General features: G+C 62.8%; 21 protein-coding genes. 11 read left to right on the top strand and 10 right to left on the bottom strand.

What is annotated here, in order from left to right; all coding sequences use genetic code 11:
• Positions 1-33: 33 nt before the first annotated feature.
• Both ACFX4T_RS21245 and ACFX4T_RS21240 read left to right on the top strand, forming a co-directional pair.
• Entirely contained in the window at positions 34-231 is a 198-nt protein-coding gene (locus ACFX4T_RS21245) for a hypothetical protein (protein WP_216922627.1), read from the top strand.
• Positions 228-458 carry a hypothetical protein gene (locus ACFX4T_RS21240; RefSeq protein ID WP_216922625.1) on the top strand — a complete coding sequence of 77 codons (231 nt, stop codon included), beginning with the start codon at positions 228-230 and terminating at the stop codon, positions 456-458. Before ACFX4T_RS21245 ends, ACFX4T_RS21240 begins: the two co-directional genes overlap by 4 nt.
• Here ACFX4T_RS21240 and ACFX4T_RS21235 read toward each other — a convergent pair.
• The 5 genes from ACFX4T_RS21235 to ACFX4T_RS21215 all read right to left on the bottom strand — a co-directional run bounded on the left by ACFX4T_RS21235 (position 455) and on the right by ACFX4T_RS21215 (position 5,305).
• On the bottom strand, positions 455-1,504 hold the full coding sequence (locus ACFX4T_RS21235) for a lactonase family protein (RefSeq protein ID WP_377653942.1): 1,050 nt from the start codon (positions 1,502-1,504) through the stop codon (positions 455-457). The two genes, ACFX4T_RS21240 and ACFX4T_RS21235, sit on opposite strands and share 4 nt — an antisense overlap.
• Positions 1,505-1,554: 50 nt before the next feature.
• Complete coding sequence (locus ACFX4T_RS21230) at positions 1,555-2,385, bottom strand: aldo/keto reductase (RefSeq protein WP_377654028.1); 831 nt, start codon at positions 2,383-2,385, stop codon at positions 1,555-1,557.
• Between the two features lie 83 nt (positions 2,386-2,468).
• Positions 2,469-3,491 (bottom strand): NAD-dependent epimerase/dehydratase family protein, encoded by a 1,023-nt coding sequence (locus ACFX4T_RS21225; RefSeq protein ID WP_377653940.1) that lies wholly within the window; start codon positions 3,489-3,491, stop codon positions 2,469-2,471.
• On the bottom strand, positions 3,488-4,459 hold the full coding sequence (locus ACFX4T_RS21220) for an aldo/keto reductase (RefSeq protein WP_377653938.1): 972 nt from the start codon (positions 4,457-4,459) through the stop codon (positions 3,488-3,490). The genes ACFX4T_RS21225 and ACFX4T_RS21220 overlap by 4 nt, the downstream gene beginning before the upstream one ends.
• A 24-nt stretch (positions 4,460-4,483) precedes the next feature.
• On the bottom strand, positions 4,484-5,305 hold the full coding sequence (locus tag ACFX4T_RS21215) for an aldo/keto reductase (protein WP_377653936.1): 822 nt from the start codon (positions 5,303-5,305) through the stop codon (positions 4,484-4,486).
• Between the two features lie 233 nt (positions 5,306-5,538).
• Between ACFX4T_RS21215 and ACFX4T_RS21210 the strand changes: the two genes are divergently transcribed.
• Entirely contained in the window at positions 5,539-6,420 is an 882-nt protein-coding gene (locus ACFX4T_RS21210; RefSeq protein WP_216922614.1) for a helix-turn-helix transcriptional regulator, read from the top strand.
• A 52-nt stretch (positions 6,421-6,472) separates the two neighbouring features.
• Here the strand turns inward: ACFX4T_RS21210 and ACFX4T_RS21205 are convergent, their stop codons facing one another.
• Both ACFX4T_RS21205 and ACFX4T_RS21200 read right to left on the bottom strand, forming a co-directional pair.
• Complete coding sequence (locus ACFX4T_RS21205) at positions 6,473-6,682, bottom strand: dodecin (RefSeq protein ID WP_216922612.1); 210 nt, start codon at positions 6,680-6,682, stop codon at positions 6,473-6,475.
• Positions 6,683-6,790: 108 nt separating this feature from the next.
• The gene (locus ACFX4T_RS21200; protein WP_377653933.1) at positions 6,791-7,597 is read right to left on the bottom strand and encodes an SDR family oxidoreductase; all 807 of its coding nucleotides are present in this window, start codon (positions 7,595-7,597) and stop codon (positions 6,791-6,793) included.
• 174 nt (positions 7,598-7,771) lie between these two features.
• Here ACFX4T_RS21200 and ACFX4T_RS21195 point away from each other — a divergent pair, with 174 nt between their 5' ends.
• Entirely contained in the window at positions 7,772-8,203 is a 432-nt protein-coding gene (locus tag ACFX4T_RS21195; protein ID WP_377653931.1) for a universal stress protein, read from the top strand.
• An 81-nt stretch (positions 8,204-8,284) separates the two neighbouring features.
• Here the strand turns inward: ACFX4T_RS21195 and ACFX4T_RS21190 are convergent, their stop codons facing one another.
• A complete protein-coding gene (locus ACFX4T_RS21190) occupies positions 8,285-8,986 on the bottom strand; it encodes a FadR/GntR family transcriptional regulator (protein WP_377653929.1) in 702 nt (233 codons plus the stop codon).
• 78 nt (positions 8,987-9,064) lie between these two features.
• Positions 9,065-9,868: an alpha/beta fold hydrolase gene (locus ACFX4T_RS21185; RefSeq protein ID WP_377653927.1), complete on the bottom strand. Its 804-nt coding sequence runs from the start codon at positions 9,866-9,868 to the stop codon at positions 9,065-9,067.
• A gap of 131 nt (positions 9,869-9,999) precedes the next feature.
• On the opposite strand from ACFX4T_RS21185, the gene ACFX4T_RS21180 reads away from it, so the two are divergent.
• From ACFX4T_RS21180 to ACFX4T_RS21160, 5 genes are all read left to right on the top strand, one after another.
• Positions 10,000-11,499: a four-carbon acid sugar kinase family protein gene (locus tag ACFX4T_RS21180; protein ID WP_377653925.1), complete on the top strand. Its 1,500-nt coding sequence runs from the start codon at positions 10,000-10,002 to the stop codon at positions 11,497-11,499.
• 39 nt (positions 11,500-11,538) lie between these two features.
• Entirely contained in the window at positions 11,539-12,441 is a 903-nt protein-coding gene (locus ACFX4T_RS21175; RefSeq protein WP_216922600.1) for an NAD(P)-dependent oxidoreductase, read from the top strand.
• A 96-nt stretch (positions 12,442-12,537) separates the two neighbouring features.
• Complete coding sequence (locus ACFX4T_RS21170; protein ID WP_377653923.1) at positions 12,538-14,007, top strand: GntP family transporter; 1,470 nt, start codon at positions 12,538-12,540, stop codon at positions 14,005-14,007.
• Complete coding sequence (locus ACFX4T_RS21165; protein ID WP_377653921.1) at positions 14,007-14,882, top strand: class II fructose-bisphosphate aldolase; 876 nt, start codon at positions 14,007-14,009, stop codon at positions 14,880-14,882. Before ACFX4T_RS21170 ends, ACFX4T_RS21165 begins: the two co-directional genes overlap by 1 nt.
• A gap of 51 nt (positions 14,883-14,933) precedes the next feature.
• Positions 14,934-15,326 (top strand): DUF1304 domain-containing protein, encoded by a 393-nt coding sequence (locus tag ACFX4T_RS21160; RefSeq protein WP_216922597.1) that lies wholly within the window; start codon positions 14,934-14,936, stop codon positions 15,324-15,326.
• 167 nt (positions 15,327-15,493) lie between these two features.
• Here the strand turns inward: ACFX4T_RS21160 and ACFX4T_RS21155 are convergent, their stop codons facing one another.
• Positions 15,494-16,513 carry an Lrp/AsnC family transcriptional regulator gene (locus ACFX4T_RS21155; protein WP_223947574.1) on the bottom strand — a complete coding sequence of 340 codons (1,020 nt, stop codon included), beginning with the start codon at positions 16,511-16,513 and terminating at the stop codon, positions 15,494-15,496.
• Positions 16,514-16,636: 123 nt separating this feature from the next.
• Between ACFX4T_RS21155 and ACFX4T_RS21150 the strand changes: the two genes are divergently transcribed.
• Both ACFX4T_RS21150 and ACFX4T_RS21145 read left to right on the top strand, forming a co-directional pair.
• Positions 16,637-18,055 carry an MFS transporter gene (locus ACFX4T_RS21150; protein ID WP_377653918.1) on the top strand — a complete coding sequence of 473 codons (1,419 nt, stop codon included), beginning with the start codon at positions 16,637-16,639 and terminating at the stop codon, positions 18,053-18,055.
• Positions 18,052-19,263 carry a M20 family metallopeptidase gene (locus ACFX4T_RS21145; protein WP_377653916.1) on the top strand — a complete coding sequence of 404 codons (1,212 nt, stop codon included), beginning with the start codon at positions 18,052-18,054 and terminating at the stop codon, positions 19,261-19,263. The genes ACFX4T_RS21150 and ACFX4T_RS21145 overlap by 4 nt, the downstream gene beginning before the upstream one ends.
• The last annotated feature ends 31 nt before the right edge of the window (positions 19,264-19,294 follow it).

Below are 19,294 nucleotides of genomic sequence, written 5' to 3'. Positions count from 1 at the left end.
GCGCCCTGAACTACCCAAGGATGAGTTTCAACGATGAAGAGCATCGCCCTCCTGCGCGAACGAGCCACCCGAGTCATGCCCACCGGTTCCCACTGCCCGGCCTCGGGTTTGTGGAGCCCGGACGCTGAGCCCGACGCCGTCCTGGTGTTTGCCGAAGGTCACGTCCTACCCGCGCATAACGGATTGCCCACAGTCTGGCGGCTTCGGACCGCCGGCGAAGTCCAAGCATGACCAGCTCCATTCTGAATAGGCCCGCCGACTACCGGCACGTGCCGGCCGCCCAGTGGACTGAACTGGGCGCCGGGGATCGCGTCTGGATCTACGATGTCGCCTGGGGTGCAGGTACGGGCCGTGTTGACGACGTTTCCCACCACCAGGAACTGCTGTGGGTGGTCCTTGAACCCACTGGCCGTAAGCTGTTCTGCGGAACGGACGACGTCCAGGTCTGGGCGGCCTAAGCCGCCGGAACCAGCACGCTCGGGGACCCCGTCTCCATCCTGCCCAGGGGCCCGTCGGGCAGGCCGGTTTCGGGGTCGAGCCTGAAACTCAGGACGTCGTTGGAACCTTCATGGGCCACCAAGAGCCAGCCGTTGTGGACCAGGTGGTGCCGTGGCCAGTCGCCCCCGCTTGGTATATCTGCAAGGGGTGTCACGTCCGTGCCTTGTGCGCCTACCTTCAGGACACAGATCCGGTTGGAGCCGCGGACTCCCACGTAGATGAACCGACCTTCAGTGGACATTGCAATCTCGGCGGCGGAGTCGCCGTCGAACGCTTTGTTGACGCTGGCGGGAACCACGGCCGTGAGTTCGTAGACTCCTTGGGGTTCGGCCCTGAGAGCTGCAACCTCAATCGAGTACTCCGTGTCGATGAAAACCGTACCGCTGGGATGCCGCACCATGTGACGCGGGCCGGAGCCCTTGGGCAGGATCACGTGGTGATCGGGCAACAGACCTTGGCCTGGCTCATACCGCCAAACCCTCGCAAGATCGTGCCCGAGGTCCGTGGTCATGACTCGACCATCGGGAAGCATGAGGCTTGAGTGTGCGCGGCTGGGCCGCGGCTCGTCGGTGGGTCCGGTCTGATGGGGGTCGACGGCGGCTTCCGCGCTGGTTCGCGAGGTGATGGCGCCGTCGTGGTCCAGTTCGTAAAGAATGACCTGGCCGTCGCCCCAGCAGGTAACCACAATGAACCGGCCCTGTGGATCCGTGGCGACGTGGCAAGCAGCCTCGCCCGCCGGCCACGGCTCGCCCATTGGCTCCAGTTCAGCGGTGCCGGTACGCCGGTAGGCCCGTACCATCTTGCCTTCCTCGGCCACGGCATAGAGCACAGGGAGGGTTGGGTGAATGGCGAGGAAGGACGGCGAGTTCGCTGGCACAGCCAGGCCAAGCGAAGTGAGTTTCCCGTCTGTATCCAGCGTGATGGCGCCGATTCCTTCGCCATTTCCATTCCGGTCCGCAGTGTAGGACCCGGTCCAGATGAGTCTTTCTGTGCCTGCTGTTTCCATGTTGAGTTCCCCCACGCTTAGTGTCCCGTCCCCTTAGTGTCCCCGTCCCCTTAGTGTCCCTGCACGTCCGAGTCGACGCCGGCATCAGGACCGGCGTCCAGGGTTTGTAGCCTTCTAAGGTCATCCTGGTCCAGCTCGAAGCCGAAGACGTCAAGGTTCTCCCGCATCCTCTGGGGATTGGCGGTCTTGGGGATGGCAACCAGGCCCTGCTGGACGTGCCAACGGAGAACCACCTGGCCCGGCGTCTTTCCATGCTTGTTGCCAATGCTTGCCAGAACCGGGGCATTCAGGAGGTCGCTGCTGGCGCCCAGTGGACTGTACGATTCCGTGACAATCCCGTGCTGCTCGTTGAACGCGATGGCAACAGGACGCGGGATGGCGGGATTGACCTGAATCTGGTTGACCGCTGGAACAACATCCGTTTCCCGGAACAGCCGGTCAAGGTGCGAGGGCTTGAAATTGGAAACACCGATGGAACGCACCTTGCCCGATGCCTGAAGTTCCTCGAAGGTCCTCCACGTGGAGACGAACTCGTCTCGGCGGGGGAGCGGCCAATGGATCAGCAGCAGGTCAACGTAGTCCAGACCCAGGCGTTCCAGCGAGCCATCGAGCCCAGCCACTGCCTTGCCCGCGCCTTGGAACCCACCGTCCAGTTTGGTGGTGACGAAGAGTGCGCCCCGGTCCACGCCGGAGGCGCGAATGCCGTTGCCCACTCCCGTCTCGTTGCCGTATTTAACCGCCGTATCAATGTGTCGATAGCCGCAGGAAACAGCTTCCACTACGGCGTCAGCAACCTGGGCATCATCCAAGGGCCATGTACCCAACCCCAACTGCGGGATCTTGTAGCCGTCGTTGAGTTCAATGAGCGGGGCAAGTGTCATGAGCATGATCTCCTCTACTGCTTGAATCTCCACCGGCGGGTCTCTTTGCTGTTCTACGCTGGCCAATGGCTGCTTGGCAACAGCTACCGCCGAGACCACTCATAGAGCCGATCGCTCAGCTCCATGAAGTCTTCCGCAACTACCTGCAGCCCGGGATGCTGATCGTGCCAGTCGATGATCTCCCTCGCACCATCCGCGAAAGGGATGGTTGCCTGGTAATCCGGCACGAGTGCTTTGATCTTGGAGTTATCGAACACCACCGAGTGCGAGCGGTCACCCAAGAGGTTGGGGCCAAGCTCTTTGCTATGCGCGGCGATGGTCTCGGAGGAAACATGAAACAGCTCGGGTTCTTCAACCCCGGCTGCCCGGGCGAAGAGACGATAGATCTGGTTCCACGGCAAGAACTCGTCGGAAGTAATGTTGTAGCTCTCGCTGACAGCCTGCGGCCTTCCCAAGAGCCCAACGAAGGCCTTGGCGAAATCACGGCTGTGGGTCAGCGTCCACAGGGAGGTCCCGTCCCCATGAACCAACACGGGCATTCCCGCGCGCATGCGGTGAATGTCAGTCCAACCGCCCACCAGTGCGATCTTGGTCCGGTCATAGGTGTGCGATGGCCGGACCACAGTGACAGGGAAGTCCTGCTCGCGGTAGGCCTCAAACAACAACTCCTCACACGCAATCTTGTCCTGCGAGTACTTCCAAAACGGGTTCTTCAGGGGAGTGGATTCCCTGATGGGCAGGGTGCTGGGCGGCTTTTGGTAAGCCGAGGCGGAACTGATGAAAACGTACTGACCAGTCTTCCCCCGGAACATCTCCAAGCCGGCCCGCGCATGAGCCGGTGTGAACGAGATGAAGTCGGCCACGGCGTCGTACTCCCTTCCGCGAAGAACCTCCCGCACAGCCTCGGTGTCCCGGATGTCCGCGTGGAGCACCTCGGCGCCTTCGGGAACCGGCCGCCCGGCTGACCGTCCCCTGTTGAGGATGGTCAGCCGGTGGCCCAGCGCGACGGCGCGGTCAGCCGCAGCCGCACTGATGACGCCGGTCCCGCCGATGAACAGGATGTTCCGCGGCCGGACGGTGTCCGCTTGTGGGAGGAGGCTGCTCACCAGGCGTAGTCCTCCGGGGCGGTGCGGTGGCCAGGGAAGATGTCATCGAGGCGCTTGAGCGCATCCTCGTTGAGGGTCACGTCCAGGGCGCGGACTGCGGCGTCCAGTTGCTCCTGGGTGCGCGGTCCCACGATCGGCGCCGTCACGGCAGGCTGATGAAGCAGCCAAGCCAGGGCGACATCGCCGGGCTTCTGGCCCAGCTCATCGGCAAAATCCTCGTACTGACGGATCTGGTCCTCATGCTTCTTGAGGGTTTCCAGTGCCCGGCCCTCAGCGCGGCGGACGCCCTGCTCTTCTTTCTTCAGCACCCCACCCAACAAGCCGCCCTGCAAAGGCGACCACGGGATCAGGCCAAGGCCATAATGCTGCGCGGCGGGGATGACCTCAAGCTCCAGCTCACGCCGGAAGAGGTTGTAGATGGACTGCTCGCTGACCAGGCCGGTGTAGTTCCGCCTGCGAGCGGCTTCCTGGGCCTGGGCAATGTGCCAGCCAGCAAAGTTGCTGCTGCCCGAATACAGGATCTTGCCCTGCTGGACGGCTACTTCGATTGCCTGCCAGATCTCATCCCACGGTGTTTGACGATCAATGTGATGGAACTGGTAGATATCGATGTAGTCCGTCTGCAAGCGCTTCAGGCTGGCATCGAGGGCGCGGCGGATGTTCAGTGCGGAGAGCTTTGATTCATTGGGACGATCCGTCATGGTGCCGTAAAGCTTGGTGGCCAGCACTGTCCGTTCCCGGCGCTCGCCGCCCTTCGCGAACCAGCGCCCGATGATTTCCTCGGTCCATCCCCGGTGGCCCGTACCACCGTAAACGTTGGCGGTATCGAAGAAGTTGATGCCGGAATCCAGTGCGGAATCCATGATGGAGTGCGCCGTTGCTTCGTCCGTCTGGGGGCCGAAGTTCATGGTGCCCAGGCAGAGGCGTGAAACTTTCAGGCCGGAACGGCCAAGGTGGGTGTACTGCATGCTGTTGTTTCCTTTTTGGTTTGTTTAGAGCTGGGTAAAAGCCGCGACGCCGGGATCGGAACCTATGCGGGCGCCGGCCTCCAGGGCGGTGATGGCAGCCAGTTCGGATTGGGTGAGGGTGAGATCGGCGGCGCCTAGGTTCTCGCGCATCCTGGCGGAGTCCGCGGACTTGGGGATCACGATGGTTCCCTGCGCGAGGTGCCAGGCCAGGATTACCTGTGCTGGCGTTGTTTCGTGTGCGGCAGCCACCAGGGCCACTACCTCGGCGTTCAGGTCCTTGCCTTGTCCCAAAGGGCTGTACGCTTCAACGGCGATGCTGAGGTCACGGCACTTGTTTGCAAGATCGGCCTGCTGGAACGTGGGGTGCAGTTCGATCTGGTTGACGGCCGGCACTACGTCTGCATCCCGCAACAGCGTATCCACGTGGTCCGAGAGGAAGTTGGAGATGCCGATGGACCGGATCTGCTTGTCCTGGTAGAGCTTCTCCATCTCCTTCCAAGCCTGGGTGTACAGGCCCTGCGAAGGGACGGGCCAGTGGATCAGGTAGAGGTCAACCACCTCCAGGCCGAGGGCGTCGCGGCTGCGTTGGAAGGCGTCGTACGCCTCACCCTGCTCGCCATTGCGGAGCTTGGTGGTGATGAAAAGGTCTTCCCTGGGAAGGCCTGAGGCTGCGATGGCGGCGCCAACGCCAGCCTCGTTGCGGTAGGCGGCGGCGGTGTCGATGTGTCGGTAGCCTGCCTCCAAGGCGTCTTCCACCACCTTCTGTGTTTCTTCCGGAGGCACCTGGAAAACACCGAATCCGAGCTGGGGAATGGTGACGCCGTTGTTTAGGGTCAGCTCTGGCATGAGGTCTCCTTCGAGGTAGATATTTCCAAGCCAGCCCGTTGGTTCCTGTGGGTGCGGCTGGGGAAGCCGGGATTCCAGAAAGCGTTTTCGGGAGGCTCTGTACTGAGCCTATTCAGTTTTCGTCGTCGAGTCAGCAATCCAGCCTGATCCTGTTTTTCCTAGGTCTGGCAGTCCTACCCAAATCGGTGGTCCTGCTCTGGTCTTGCCGGCCGCGATAACGGCAGAATGGACGGATGGGTCAAAGCGCCGAGTTCGGAAAATTCCTCAAAGTCATGCGTGCCCGCCTTTCGCCGGAGGACGCCGGGGCCCAGGAGTCCACCGGCTCACGAAGGGTGCCCGGGCTCCGCCGCGAAGAAGTGGCGAGGCTCTCCGGGGTGAGTACCGACTACTACACACGCCTGGAGCAGGGCCGGAACATCCACCCCTCCAAGGCAGTCCTCGACTCTGTTGCCAGGGCGCTCCGCCTGGACGCGGGGGAGCATGCGCACATGTTGGACCTGCTGGAGCATTGCGCCAGTTCAGCCGGCAATCCGGGCCCCGCCCAAAAGGTGCGCCCCGCGTTGCGGCAGCTGCTGGACGCCGTCGGGGATGTTCCCGCGATGGTCCTTGGGCGGCGTGCGGATGTACTGGCTGGAAACCGGATGGCGCATCTGCTGTTCACGGATTTCACAGCATTGCCCGCGGCTGAGCGGAACCTGACCCGCTGGATCATTCTGGATCCTGCGGCCAAGGAGCTGTTCAGGGACTGGAAAACCGTGGCCGCCGAGGCAGTGGGCGCTTTGCGGATGGACGTCGGCAGGCACCCCAACGATCCCCAAACCAACCAGCTCGTAGGCGAACTTGCGGTGCACAGCGAGCATTTCCGTCAATGGTGGGCGGGGCACCGGGTGGCCTCACGCTCTGCCGGCACGGTGAGATTGCACCACACCGTGGTTGGCGACCTTGAACTGAACTTTGAAACGCTAAGCCTCCCGGACGATCCCGACCAGCTCCTAAGGGTCCATTCCGCGAAGGTGGGCTCGCCGTCGTCGGACGCCCTGACGCTGCTCAGCAGCTTTGGCGAGGTGGGCGTTCAGGCGCCCCAACCCGAGCCAGCTCGCCGAGACGACAGTTAATGCCAATGTTCTTCTGAAACATTGGCATTAACTGTCATCTCGCGATGGCGGATCAGCGCTCCAAGCGGAAACCGAGCTTGATGGTTACCTGCCAATCGGCAATTGCGCCGTCCTCCAGATGACCGCGGATCTCTTTCACCTCGAACCAGTCCAGGTTACGCAGCGTCTGGGCGGCGGCGGCGATGCCATTCCTGACGGCCGCGTCGACGCCCTCGGAAGAAGTGCCAACAATTTCGGAAACGCTATATGTGTGGTCAGCCATGGTGCTCCTCATCATCGTCCCTGAATCTTTGAAAATGCTGGCCCGCTGGGCAGGCCGTTCCTGCAGACTAGCCCACGGACGTCCGTGCGGGCCAGAGGTCTGGCGGGCTCAGCCTTCGCGCCAGTCATTGCCCGTGATGTGCGATCCTGCGTGCGGTCCCATTTGGAGCATTCCGCCGTCCACGGGCCACGAGGCGCCAGTGACGTAGCTGGAATCCGGGGAGGCCAGGAAGGCGATGACGGCCGCAATTTCCCGTGCGTCGCCGGGGCGTCCCAGCGGTACCCCCGGCCGCTCCTTCTGCCGTGGGTCCTCGTCCGTTTGCCCGGTCATGGGTGTTGCGATCTCACCGGGAGCCACGTTGTTGGCGGTGATCCCGAACTCTGCGAGTTCCAGTGCCATGGTCTTGATGAGCCCGCCAAGGCCGTGCTTGGAGGCATCGTAGGCGGAGGCTCCCACCCGCGGCTGGAACTCGTGCACGCTGGTCACGGCGATGATGCGTCCGCCGCGGCCCGCATTGACCATGCGTTTGGCAGCTGCTTGCATGGCCACGAAAGCGCCGTTGAGGTTGGTGTCCAAGGTGGACATCCAGGTGTCGTAGTCCAGCTCCAGGAACTTGGTGCCATCTCCCGTTCCGGAGTTGTTCACGAACACGTCCACGCCGCCGAGTTCCTCGGCCAGGTTGTCAATGCTGGCAGCGGTTTCGGAGACGTTCGTGGTGTCCAGGTGGTGCACCACCGCTTTGCGGCCCAGGCCGCGGACCTCTTCTGCGGTGTCTTCGGCACCCTGCTGGTCCGTGTGCCAGGTGATGCCGACATCCATGCCTGCCTTGGCCAGCGCAACTGCCGTGGCACGTCCTATCCCTGAGTCAGATCCTGTGACGATGGCGGTTTGCGGGGAAAATGATGCCTCGCTCATGTCCTTGCCTTTCGGTCGCGTAATGGTTCCGATGACTTATCCCTACCCGGACAGGCAGGATCGTAAACACAGAGGCTGCAAGATGCCGGTTCTTCCCGGATCCCGGCGGCGGATGGTGATGGAGTGTAGATTTTTAGCAGCACCACCAGTGAATTCCCACAACCAGGAGTACTCATGTCTGAAGTTATTGTCGTCGGCGTTGACAGCAGCGAAACGGCCAAGCGCGCAGCAGTGGCAGCGGCGAAGCTTGCCACAGCCCTTGGCGCCGAGTTGCATGTCATCAGCGGGTTCTCCGATGACCGCATTGAAGAATTTGGCAGCGGCAGCGACAGGATCACGGTTTCTTCGGCCGACTCCGCAGAATACGTGGCCCGCAACGTCTCTGAGGAGCTTGAGGTCCCCAGTGGCAACGTCAAGTACTTTGCAGCACGCGGTACGCCGGCCAACGCGCTCATCAACTACGCCGAGACCAACAACGCCTCGCTGATCGTAGTGGGAAACAAGCGGATGAAGGGCCTTGGACGTGTCCTTGGCAGCATCGCCAACAGCGTGGCACACGGCGCTCCGTGCGACGTCTACATCGTGAACACGGAGGTGGACGCCTAGCCCTTACCAAGTAGGACAGCACTTGTCGCTCTGAGCATGTGCTGCGACAAGTGCTGTCCCTTGGTTATGGGTCTATAAGGCTTACGCCTCCAGGACGTACGTCTTCAGATCGTCCAACGTTTGCTGCATGTGGGCGTCCATGGCCAGCCGGGCCTCATGCGGATTCCGCGACTCCAGGGCCGCCGCAATTTTCCGGTGATGGCCGATCGCGTGCGCCTGGATGTCAGCGAAAGCTGAAGTCTGCGTCCGCCGTGCTTCGAGTACACGATGCAATGGCTCGAACAGAACAGCCACGAACACGTTGCCCGAGGCGTGGAGGATGACATCGTGGAACGCGAGATCGGCTTCCACGAAGGCGGCCACGTCATTGACCTCGTGTGCCGACTGCATTCTTTCAACGTGCTCTGTCAGGGTGGTCAGCTCGTCGTCGGAAATACGTTCCGCAGCGAGTTCGCAGGCGCCGGTCTCCAGCATCCGGCGTAGCTCAATGAGCTGGACGGCCGCGGCCGCGTCTTTGGTGCCTTCGGAAGCGGCGCGCAGGACGGCCTCCAAGGATGCCCACTGGTTCAGCGGATTGACGAACGTACCGCGGCCACGTTCCACGCTGAGGATCCGCTGCGCCTCGAGGGTCTTCATAGCTTCGCGCACGGTCATGCGGCTCACCTCGTGCCGGGCGCTGAGCTCCAGTTCGCCAGGGACAAGTGTCCCGGGCGGAAACTCGCCCGCGATGATCCGGTCCAGCAGCTCATCAGCAACGACGCCCACCAGCGACTTGCGTGCCATGTATCCCCATTTCCTGTAATTCAGACCGTCCGGCACCTCATGGATGTTTTCCTCCAGGCGCGGCGGTTGTCAGACATCTTACGCTGGCGGTGGCCAGCTCGTTTTCCAAAATTCACACAAAGTCCTGGCACATTCTTCCGGCTGCTCCCAATGGACGGTGTGGCCCGCGTCGGGAATTGCCTTCAGCGTGCGCGTCGGGCTTGCCGCCACGAACGCAGCCATCTGCTCGATTGACCGCACGCGGTCGCCCGTTCCAGCGATCACCAGCAACGGCGCCTGAACGCGGCTAGGCGCTGAAGGTTCGACGCCGGTCATGGCCGCCCAGGCACTGGCAGACAGAATACGGAACGGCGTATCGAATCCTTTGCTGAGCAGCTCCATGTCTTCTGCGGAGAGTTCCCCGTACCAGGCGTTCATGAGCTTCAGCTTGGTAGCGGCGTCGAAAAATCCCTGCTCCAGCTGTGATACCAAGAGGTTCTTGAACGCCTCGTTTTGAGGCGCCGGAACCATTCCTACCAAGGCGAGCGTTGCCACTAGTTCTGGATGCTTTGCCGCCAAGGTCAGTGAGACGCTGCCGCCCATCGAATGTCCCACAAGGTGAACGGGCCCATCTGTGCGGGCGCGGATCGCTGCTCCGACCGACGCGGCGGCGCTTTCCAACGTCCACGTGAAGTCGGCGGGCAGGTCCTGACCCCGGTGATAGCCCGGGAGGTCGAGGATCCAAACTTCGCGCCCGGCGTCGAGCAGTATTTTCGCGAGCGGCTCCCAGTAGACGGAGCCTGAAGCCCAGCCGTGGATCAGCACAACCGGGACCTGCCCGCCGGGGGAAGGCGAGGAGGTTCGAGCATCCACGAAGGGGAGTGGAACTGCGGTGCCGGCCATGTCTCCAGCCTAGTGATGTAGGGCATCTTGCGCGGTGAGGAGCGCTGTGTCACACTGGCTATGAAATGTTAGATGTCTGACATCTTACATTCACGAAACCGCTACAAAGATTTCCCACGATGGAGTGCACAGTGACCCTTGAATCCGACGTTCTGGCCGCTTTCCCGGCGGAAGTCCACATTCCTGCCCAGTTGGTTGCCGACGCTATTGCCGCGTCCTCGGCTGAGGCCCCACGCATCCTGGTTGTCCTTGACGACGACCCCACCGGAACCCAGTCCGTTTCGGATCTCGCCGTCCTCACCCGCTGGGAAGTCGCTGACTTTGCATGGGCTTTCGCCTACATCCGGGAGAACCAAACCAAGCCCGCCGTGTACGTCCTGACCAACACCCGCAGCCTGGATCCTGCCGAGGCTGCAGCGCGTAATGAGGAGATCGTCCGCAACGCACTAGCGGCGGCGGCAGGCTCCGCGGGTCCAAGGCTCCAGCTTGGTTTTGTTAGCCGCAGCGACTCCACCCTGCGTGGCCACTATCCGTTGGAGCCTGATGTCATCGCCGCCACGGTTGCCGCCGAGACCGGTGAAACCACCCACGGCGTAGTAATCGTCCCCGCATTCCCGGACGCTGGCAGGGTAACCATCGGCGGTGTCCACTACATGCGCGGTACCGGGGAAGAAGCCGGCAAGCTCACCCCCGTGGCAGAGACGGAATTCGCCAAGGACGCCAGCTTCGGATTCGCCAACTCCGAGATGGCCAAGTATGTGGAGGAGAAGTCGCAGGGCAGGTTCCCGGCCAGCGAGGTGATCGTCCTGGACCTGAACACTATCCGTGCAGGGGCCTCCGCCCAGGATCCCGCTATTTCCGCCAAAGCAATCGCCGATGCCCTTGAGCCAGCCTCGAACTCGACTCCGATCGTGGCCGATATCGTCACCGAGAACGATCTGCGTGCACTCGCCCTTGGCCTGGAAGAAGCCGAACGCCGCGGCAAGAAACTCCTTTACCGCGTAGGCCCCCCGTTCGTCCGCGGCCGGATCGGTCAGGAAATCCGCACAGCACTGACCTCCGAAGAGGCGTACGCGGGCAACACTCCCTCCACATCCGGTGGCCTGATCGTGGTCGGCTCCCACGTCGGTGTGACCACCCGGCAGCTCACCGCCCTTACGGCCGCACACAGCTCCGCGCGCATTATCGAGATCGATGTTGAGAAGCTGCTGGTTCCCCAAGCTGACGGTTATATCGCCACGGTGGTGTCCGACGTCGTCGAGGCCCTCCATCAAGGCGACGTGATCGTCCACACCAGCCGCCTGCTCATCAAGACCGACGACGCCACAGCGAGCCTGAAGATCGCCCGCACGGTCTCGGCCGCCGTCGTCAATGTTGTGAACCGGACGCTGAAAACATTCCCGCCGCGGTTCGTCATCGCCAAGGGTGGCATCACGTCCTCGGATGTCGCGGCGCACGGACTGGAAATCCGCCACGCGATCGTCCGCGGACCGATGCTGCCGGGCATCGTTTCGCTCTGGGAACCGGTGGATGGCCCCGCGAAAGGGATCCCGTACATCGTGTTCGCCGGCAATGTGGGCGATGACCAGTCCCTCGCCCAGGTCACCCGCAAGCTCAGCACCACTTTCTAGCAGACTCCACACCCAACCCCGCATTCAATGGAGAACACCATGACCAGCAGCAACTACACCGTCACCGTTCTGGGCCTCGGCGCCATGGGCCTGCCCATGGCCACGCGCCTCGCGTCAGAGTTGACGGTCCACGGTTTTGACATCGCCGAGCCCCGTTTGGAGCTCGCTGCCGCAGCCGGTATCAAGACTTTCGCATCTGCCCGTGAAGCCTCGCAGGATGCCGACGCGCTGCTCCTGGCCGTTCGCAATGGGGAGCAGCTCAACGAGGTCCTGTTCGGTGAGAACGGCGTTGCCTCGGTTCTGAAGCCGGGCGCCGTTGTCATCCTCGGCAGCACAGTTGGGACCGAGGCCATTCCGGCCACGGTCGAAAAGCTGGCCGGGTACGGCGTCGCGCTGGTGGATGCTCCGCTGTCAGGCGGACCTAAGCGCGCGGGTGAAGGCGACCTTCTCATTGTTGTTGGAGCCGAACCGAAGGCCCTTGAAAAGGCCCGTCCTGCCCTGGAGCTGTTGGCTTCCACCCTGAGCATTGTTGGCGACAAGCCCGGCGATGGCCAGGCGCTCAAGACCGTCAACCAGCTTTTGTGCGGTGTGCATATCGCCGCTGCTGCCGAGGCGATGGCCTTGGCTGATGCCCTGGGCCTGGATCAGGCGAAGACCCTCGCCGCCCTCGAAGCCGGTGCCGCAGGCTCCTTCATGCTCTCCAACCGGGGCCCGCGCATCCTGGAGGCCTATACCGAGGACGGGGCCGAGGTCCTCAGCCGCCTCGACATCTTCGTCAAGGACATGGGCATCGTCGGCAAAGCCACCCGCGCTGCCGGCCTTGCCGCGCCCGTTGCAGCTGCTGCAGAACAGCTTTACCTTCTCGGCCAGGCCCAGGGCCTCGCCGCAGCCGACGACTCCGCCGTCATCAAGGTTGTAGCGCCCACAAAGCGCACCGCCTAACCCACCAAAAACCCGCGACGGCGGCGGTCCCCCCTTCGTCGTCGTCGCCACCTCCCGCCAGTCTTTTAGACTGGTTTGTCAAAGGAGACACCCCCAATGAATCCCCTCATCAACTCCTTGGTGGTCCGGGCTGCCGATGCCCCCGCCATCAAACCGGCAGTGGAACTGGGAACACCCCTGTTGCTGACTATTGCTGCTGCGGGCATTGCCTTGCTGCTGGTACTGATCATCCGTTTCAAGATCCAGGCCTTCGTTGCCCTGTTGGCTGTCAGCATCCTGGTAGGTGTAGCGGCCCAGATTCCGCTCAAGGACATCTTCACCGTGGTGGCCAACGGCGTTGGCAGCACCATGGGCAAGGTTGCTTTGTTGATTGCCCTCGGTGCCATTCTTGGCCGCATGATCGAGGTATCCGGCGGCGTGCAGTCGTTGGCTACACACTTCACCGAGAAGCTTGGAGCGAAGCGCGTTGCCATCGCTTTGACGGCCGTGGGCTTCCTCGTGGCGATTCCGGTGTTCTTCGAGGTGGGCGTCATCGTCCTCGTCCCGATTGTCTACGCCTTCGCCAAGATCGCGAACGTTCACCCGATCAAGTTCGGCCTGCCCATGGCCGGCATCATGCTGTCCATCCACGTGGCTGTGCCGCCGCACCCGGGAATCGTTGCGGGCGCCGGTGTCTTTGGCGCCGATATTGGGCTCATCACCCTTATCTCGCTGATCATCTGCGTGCCGCTCGGCTTCCTGTCCTACTGGGTTGCCAGCATCATGAACCGCAAAAACTACGAGCTGCTCCCTGGCGTCAAGGCGCAGGTGGACGAGTTCGGTTCTGCGGACTCGCTCGTGCACGTTGGCCACGAGGGCCCCGGCGCCCGCGCCATCGCCCCTCCCCGTCCGGGCCTGATCATGTTCCTGATCGCTGCTCCGATCGTCCAGATCCTGGTGGGCACCCTGGGAACGCTGACCATTTCCAAGGACAACTACTGGTACGGCGTGGCCGCGTTCATCGGCAACCCGTTCTTCGCGCTCCTCGTGGCGGTAGCCCTCGCCTTCTTCCTGCTGGCGGTCCGCCGCAACTGGTCACTCAAGGAAACCGGTGAGATCTTCGAAGGCGCCCTTCCTCCCATTGCGTCCATCCTCATGGTTGTCGCAGCGGGCGGCGTGTTCGGTGAAGTTCTCCGCACCTCCGGCATCGGAGCCGCCCTTTCCCACACGCTGGACAACCTGGGCTTGCCGGTGATCGTGCTCGGCTTCATCATCTCCTTGGCACTCCGGGCGGCCCAGGGTTCGGCCACCGTTGCCATTGTCACGACGACGGGCCTGCTCACCTCCGCAGTGATGGAAGGCGGCTACACGCCGGCCCAGATCGCCGTGATCGTGATCGCCATCGGATTCGGCGCGTTGGGGTTGTCCCACGTAACGGACGCAGGCTTCTGGACCGTGATTCGGTACTACGGGCTCACTGTCACCGATGGTCTCAAGACCTGGACCGTCCTCACCACCATCCTCGGCCTGGCTGGCTTCGCGCTGACATACGTCGCCTGGATCCTGGTGGGAGGTTTGGCCCACTAATGCGCGCCAAACTCGATGGGCTCGTCTCCACCGCCCTCGCCCACGGCTCCGCTGTTCCGGCTTTCACCTGCTACGACTTCACCACTGCGCTGGCCGTTGTTTCGGCGGCGGAGGAAGCCCGGCTGGGTGTGATCCTGCTGGTAGCGCCCAAGACGGCATCAACGCCCAACGGGCTCCGGCTCATCGCAGCTCTTCGTGGCTTGGCCGACGACGCCAGCGTTCCGGTATCCGTCCAGCTGGATCACGCCTCGGACCTGCAGGTCATCAAGGATTCCGTGGCCGCCGGGGCTGATGCTGTGCTGGCCGACGGGTCATCGTTGTCCTACGAGGACAACATCGCCTTGGTCCGCGAAGTCCGAGCCGCATTGGATGCGCAAGGTGAGTTCGACGTCGTGATCGAAGCAGAACTTGGCGGCCTCGCTGGCGACGAGGACAAGGCCTTCGGTACTGAAGATCCAGCGCCCGACGCCGGGACTTCCGTCGCCGGACTGACTGACCCTGAGCAGGTGGCTGACTTCGTGGGACGCACCGGTGCGCAACTCCTGGCGATCGCCGTGGGCAACGTCCACGGAAAGTACAAGGGTGAGCCCAACATCCGCTGGGACGTACTCCAGGAAGTTGCTGCGCGGACGGACGTCCCTCTGGTGCTGCATGGCGCCTCAGGAATCCCGGCTGACCAACTCGCAAAAGCTCCTTCCCTGCAGGTTGGCAAGGTGAACTTCAACACGGAGCTGCGCACCGGAATCCTGGCCACCCTCGAAGCGGAGACCGCCGCGCACCGGGCCGATGGTGAGAACCTCCAAGGCCTGCTGGCCCGATGGAATGGTTCCGCATGGTCCTTCGCCGGGGCGACGCTGGCGATGCTCAGTGACTGACACAACCCCGCCCTCACAGGCTTCGTAACACGGGGAGGCTAGGATCAGACCATGATCCTGGCCTCCCTGATTTTTGCCTTGCTTGCGGCGTTGCTCCACGTGTACATCTTCACGATGGAGTCCATCACGTGGACCAAGCCAGCCACATGGAAGCGGTTCAGCGTCACATCGCAGGCTGACGCCGAAACCACCAAGCCGCTCGCCTACAACCAGGGCTTCTACAATCTGTTCCTGGCCATTGGTGCGCTGATAGGCATCATCGCAGTGGCCATGGGTGCACCCCAGGTTGGCTGGACCCTCGTATTCAGCTGCTGCGGTTCCATGCTCCTTGCGGCGCTGGTGCTCGCAGCGAGTGGCAAAAAGTACCTCCGCCCTGCGGTTCTCCAGGGGACAACGCCGCTGCTCGCCGTCGTGCTTGGCGTGCTGGCGTTGGCGCTGGGCTAGGGCCAGCGGCGCCGACGCGCCTTAGTGCTCCGGCGGGCCGCTCTGTGCCGCGGCTTGGTCCATCCACACAACTTCCCAGTGGTGGCCGTCGAGATCGCGGAACGCCCTGCTGTACATGAAACCGAGGTCATTCCGTCCAGAGCACAATAGGCCGCTGTGGATAACGTTCAGGAAGGTTCCCTCCAGAGAGGAAGGGGCACCACGCTGCGGCTGCAACCTGCTTGATCAAGGACATGGCCGAGCCGCTTGTATGTCCGGACTACCGCCTGCCTGGAGATGACTGCACTTCCCGGAGCCCGCTGGGCCAGTTCGCGTTCGTAGGCTTGGACTTCCAGATAGTCACGGACCCACAGGGTGACCAGTAGATTCTGTGCGCCAAGGACTTGGGCACTAAGCCGGCAGTTGGGCAAGGCGGCGAAGAAGCGTCCGACGCCGTCAACGTACTCGGCTGGAACGTTCAGGACAAGCGTCACTTCCCGCAGCCCCTGTTGCGTGGAGGTGGACGAATCGCATCTCAGCGTGATGTAACCGGTCGCAAGGAACCGTTCAACCCGCCGTCGTGCTGTTTGAGGAGAGACCCGGCAGGCGGCACCCAATTCGGCCCAACTTGCCCTGCCATCCTTGGCCAACTCTTCCAATAACGCAGCATCGAGCCTGTCCGGGGCGTAGCCGGGATGCTCGGGCAGGGGCTCCGCTGTCACTAGTCTGGCGCGTGCCGGTTCCAGTGTGCCGCTGCGCCACTCCGAGGCCTGTCGGTACAGCTTGGTGACGAAGACGACCTCACGGTGTGTGACGCCGGGCAGCTTGGGAAAGGCGCCGGTGACGATATCCATCAGCTCCTCGTGGCTGGAAGCAAAGCAGTCCATGAAGAGGTCGTGCCCGCCCGTCACCAAGGAAACGGTGCCGAACGCAGGCTCAGCGCACAGCCGTTCGATCAGGGCCTCGCTCTCGCTGGGCAGGGATGACAGATGGATGAACGCAGACCACCCTGCGCTGAGATAGCGCTGGCCAGGTGCGGGAGTGATCCAAGCCTGGCCCTGGCTGGCGAGGACGTTCCATCGCCTGGCAACGGTGGGCGCGGACAGGCCAAGAGCGTCGGCAATCCGGCTCCACTCGGCCCGTGGATTGATCTGGAGTGCATTCACAATTTCGAGGTCAAGCTCGGAAATCATGGCTGATTCGTTCATTTTTGCCCACCTGATGTGTATTTCAAACAATCCGAAGCTCAGTTTAGGTGACAGCCATATCGTCGTGACTCGCATCACTAATCGGCAGGGCGGCCCAACGGCCCCAAGACCACAAGGAAGCACATGGCAAGCAAGACAGCACCAGCGGCGGCGTCAGGAACCACTCGCCGGGCCATTGCGGGAATGATTCTCGCGATGGCATTGATTGAATCATTGAGCGGAGTCACGCAGGGGTACCTGAACCCCATCCTTCCCGCGCTCGGACCCGTCTTCGACATTGACGACCCCACCATCAACGGCATCTTCCTGATCTCCAACGTGAGCTTTGCAGTCCTCACTCCGATCATTTCAAGGCTCGGAGACAGCTACGGGTACAGGCTGGTGCTGCGCTGGTCCACAGGGGTGGTGACGCTGGGCGTGCTTCAGATGGCGTTGTGGCCCTCGCTGTGGACCGTGACGATTGGCGTGGTCATGCTGACCTGCGTGGTGGGCTTCATCCCCCTCATGATGGGCATCCTGCGTGTCAGCAGCCCTGGACACACGCGCACTGGCGTGAGCGTCATGATCGGGATGCTCATGATCATGGTGGGAGCAGGCGGACTCTTCGCCGGAATCGCCGGGGTCACCAATCCGACGCTCGGTTTCTGGGTAGCGGTGCCTTTCGCGGTGGTCGCCTTCATCTCTTCCTTCTTACTGCCCGACGCCGGTGTGCCCACACGTGAGGGCATCGCCCTTGCGCCGTTGCTAGCTTGCTCGCTCGGGCTGATTGGTTTCGTTGTGGCGCTCTCCATGGCCCCTGAATGGGGTTGGCTGGATGCCCGGACTTTGATTGCTGGCCTGCTGGGCGTATCCCTGCTGGCCTATTGGGCGAGGCGTGATTTCAGCGCAACGCAGCGTAGACGCTTCATGGACCTGCGGATGCTGGCCATTCCCCGGATCCGCTCCATCTCAGTGGCTACCTTCTTCTTCGGTTTCGCCTCCATCAGCTACTTCGGCACAAATGGGATATTCCTGCATTCCAATCCGGACAAGACGGGTTATGGGTTTGGCCTGAGCCCCCTGATGATCGCCATTGTCCTGGCCTTGGCTTCCGTACTCTCACTGGTTTCCTCGCTGTTGACGGCGCGGGTCCTGCGCCGATTCGGCGAACGCGCCACCTTGGTATTCGCTGGGCTGCTGCTCGCAGGCGGATTCCTGGTGATGATCCTGGCCCACGGGACTTTGTCCGGTTACTGCGTGGGCTTCGCCATGTTCAACCTGAGCCTGGGGATGTACCAGGCGGGGACACGGTCGCTGTCCGTGGAAGGTGTTCCCCTGCAAGAAACGTCGACGGCGGCCGGGCTGAATGAGCTCGCGTTGTCCGTTGGGATCGCCGTGGGTGCGGCCGTGGTGAAGCTGCTGTCCTCAGCCTCCGTTGAGTCCGGCCGCATCACCGAGGCCGGGCTCCTGTCTATTTGGGGAGCTCTGGCTGTGGCCGCACTGATCGCGGCCGCCGCAAGCGCCCGCTACCCCAAGCGCGAGAACGCCGAGGTATCCGCATGATCGCCACTGGCCTTAACAGCATGAGCCGCGGGCCCGACGTCGTACGCGTATCCCAACGCGACATCGAAGCCGCGCTGAAGGCCGCCACCGAGCGGTGGAAACCGGACCTGTTGGACCTCAGCCACGCCATCCACGCGGACCCGGAGCTCGGCGGCCAGGAGTTTCGCGCCGCCAAGCGCATCAGGCGGCTGCTCCATACGGCTGGCTTCCGCTTCGCTGATCGCCAACCACTGCAGGCCACCGCGTTGAGTGCGAGCTACGGAAGCGGCGACCTGGTGGTGGCTCTCTGCGTTGAGTATGACGCCCTGCCGGACATCGGCCACGCCTGCGGGCATAACGTCAATGCTGCTAGCGCCGTGGGGGCGGCGCTGGCCCTTGCGGCCGTGGCCGACGAACTCGGCATCACTGTCAAGGTGCTCGGAACTCCGGCGGAGGAGACCACCGGCGGCAAAGCGGACCTGATCGCAGAAGGCTTTTTCGAGGATGTCTCGCTGGCAATGATGGCGCACGCCGCGGCAAAGGACGTAGTAGGAGGTTCGTCGTTGGCGATGTCCATGTGGGACGTATTGTTCGAGGGCAGGCCGGCACACGCCGCTGCTGCCCCGATGGAAGGAGTAAACGCCCTGGACGCCCTTGTGGTGGCGCAGACCGCGATTGCGCTTGCCAGGCAACAGCTCCCTGTCGGATCGATCATCTCGCTGATCGTCACCGAAGGGGGAAGTGCCGTCAACGTCATCCCGGAGCGTGCACGGGCGAGCGTTGAGATGCGGGCTCCGAGCATCGAGAAGCTGCGAATCATCCAGGACAAGGTCCGGCGCTGCCTCGAAGCAGGCGCCCACGCCAGCGGTTGCACCCTGGATGTCACGCCAACCGGCAATGACTACGCCGAACTCCGACAAGACCCGTTCCTGTCGGATGCCTACCGGGCAGCCATGACGGCCATCGGACGGGACGTTGTCTTCAACGCCGAGCCAGTGGCCTCAACGGACATGGGCAACGTCTCCCAACTGGTGCCAAGCATCCACCCGATGGTTGGCTACGACGTTCGTGGCGCCGCCCATCACACAGCCGAGTTCGCGGCCTTTGGCGCTTCGGCGGGCGCTGACAAAGCAATCATTGACGGATCGTTTGGCCTGGCCGCCGCCGCGTGCGCTGCGGCTTTGGACCCTGCCGAACGGAGGCGGTTACTGGGCAAGACACGCCAATAGCAGCTGCCAGCGCCAGCCCTGCTGGTCCGCA

Origin of the sequence: Paenarthrobacter sp. YIM B13468 (assembly GCF_042788025.1) — a bacterium.
GTDB lineage: Bacteria > Actinomycetota > Actinomycetes > Actinomycetales > Micrococcaceae > Arthrobacter > Arthrobacter aromaticivorans.
This window is presented reverse-complemented; position numbering and strand designations above follow the sequence as displayed.

Coding starts and splice junctions, on each gene's coding strand:
- ACFX4T_RS21235 (WP_377653942.1), bottom strand. CDS start 1,504: ATGGAAACAGCAGGCACAGAAAGACTCATCTGGACCGGGTCCTACACT.
- ACFX4T_RS21150 (WP_377653918.1), top strand. CDS start 16,637: ATGGCAAGCAAGACAGCACCAGCGGCGGCGTCAGGAACCACTCGCCGG.
- ACFX4T_RS21160 (WP_216922597.1), top strand. CDS start 14,934: ATGATCCTGGCCTCCCTGATTTTTGCCTTGCTTGCGGCGTTGCTCCAC.
- ACFX4T_RS21190 (WP_377653929.1), bottom strand. CDS start 8,986: ATGGCACGCAAGTCGCTGGTGGGCGTCGTTGCTGATGAGCTGCTGGAC.
- ACFX4T_RS21195 (WP_377653931.1), top strand. CDS start 7,772: ATGTCTGAAGTTATTGTCGTCGGCGTTGACAGCAGCGAAACGGCCAAG.
- ACFX4T_RS21155 (WP_223947574.1), bottom strand. CDS start 16,513: ATGAACGAATCAGCCATGATTTCCGAGCTTGACCTCGAAATTGTGAAT.
- ACFX4T_RS21165 (WP_377653921.1), top strand. CDS start 14,007: ATGCGCGCCAAACTCGATGGGCTCGTCTCCACCGCCCTCGCCCACGGC.
- ACFX4T_RS21210 (WP_216922614.1), top strand. CDS start 5,539: ATGGGTCAAAGCGCCGAGTTCGGAAAATTCCTCAAAGTCATGCGTGCC.
- ACFX4T_RS21205 (WP_216922612.1), bottom strand. CDS start 6,682: ATGGCTGACCACACATATAGCGTTTCCGAAATTGTTGGCACTTCTTCC.
- ACFX4T_RS21200 (WP_377653933.1), bottom strand. CDS start 7,597: ATGAGCGAGGCATCATTTTCCCCGCAAACCGCCATCGTCACAGGATCT.
- ACFX4T_RS21240 (WP_216922625.1), top strand. CDS start 228: ATGACCAGCTCCATTCTGAATAGGCCCGCCGACTACCGGCACGTGCCG.
- ACFX4T_RS21245 (WP_216922627.1), top strand. CDS start 34: ATGAAGAGCATCGCCCTCCTGCGCGAACGAGCCACCCGAGTCATGCCC.
- ACFX4T_RS21220 (WP_377653938.1), bottom strand. CDS start 4,459: ATGCAGTACACCCACCTTGGCCGTTCCGGCCTGAAAGTTTCACGCCTC.
- ACFX4T_RS21215 (WP_377653936.1), bottom strand. CDS start 5,305: ATGCCAGAGCTGACCCTAAACAACGGCGTCACCATTCCCCAGCTCGGA.
- ACFX4T_RS21175 (WP_216922600.1), top strand. CDS start 11,539: ATGACCAGCAGCAACTACACCGTCACCGTTCTGGGCCTCGGCGCCATG.
- ACFX4T_RS21230 (WP_377654028.1), bottom strand. CDS start 2,385: ATGACACTTGCCCCGCTCATTGAACTCAACGACGGCTACAAGATCCCG.
- ACFX4T_RS21145 (WP_377653916.1), top strand. CDS start 18,052: ATGATCGCCACTGGCCTTAACAGCATGAGCCGCGGGCCCGACGTCGTA.
- ACFX4T_RS21185 (WP_377653927.1), bottom strand. CDS start 9,868: ATGGCCGGCACCGCAGTTCCACTCCCCTTCGTGGATGCTCGAACCTCC.
- ACFX4T_RS21170 (WP_377653923.1), top strand. CDS start 12,538: ATGAATCCCCTCATCAACTCCTTGGTGGTCCGGGCTGCCGATGCCCCC.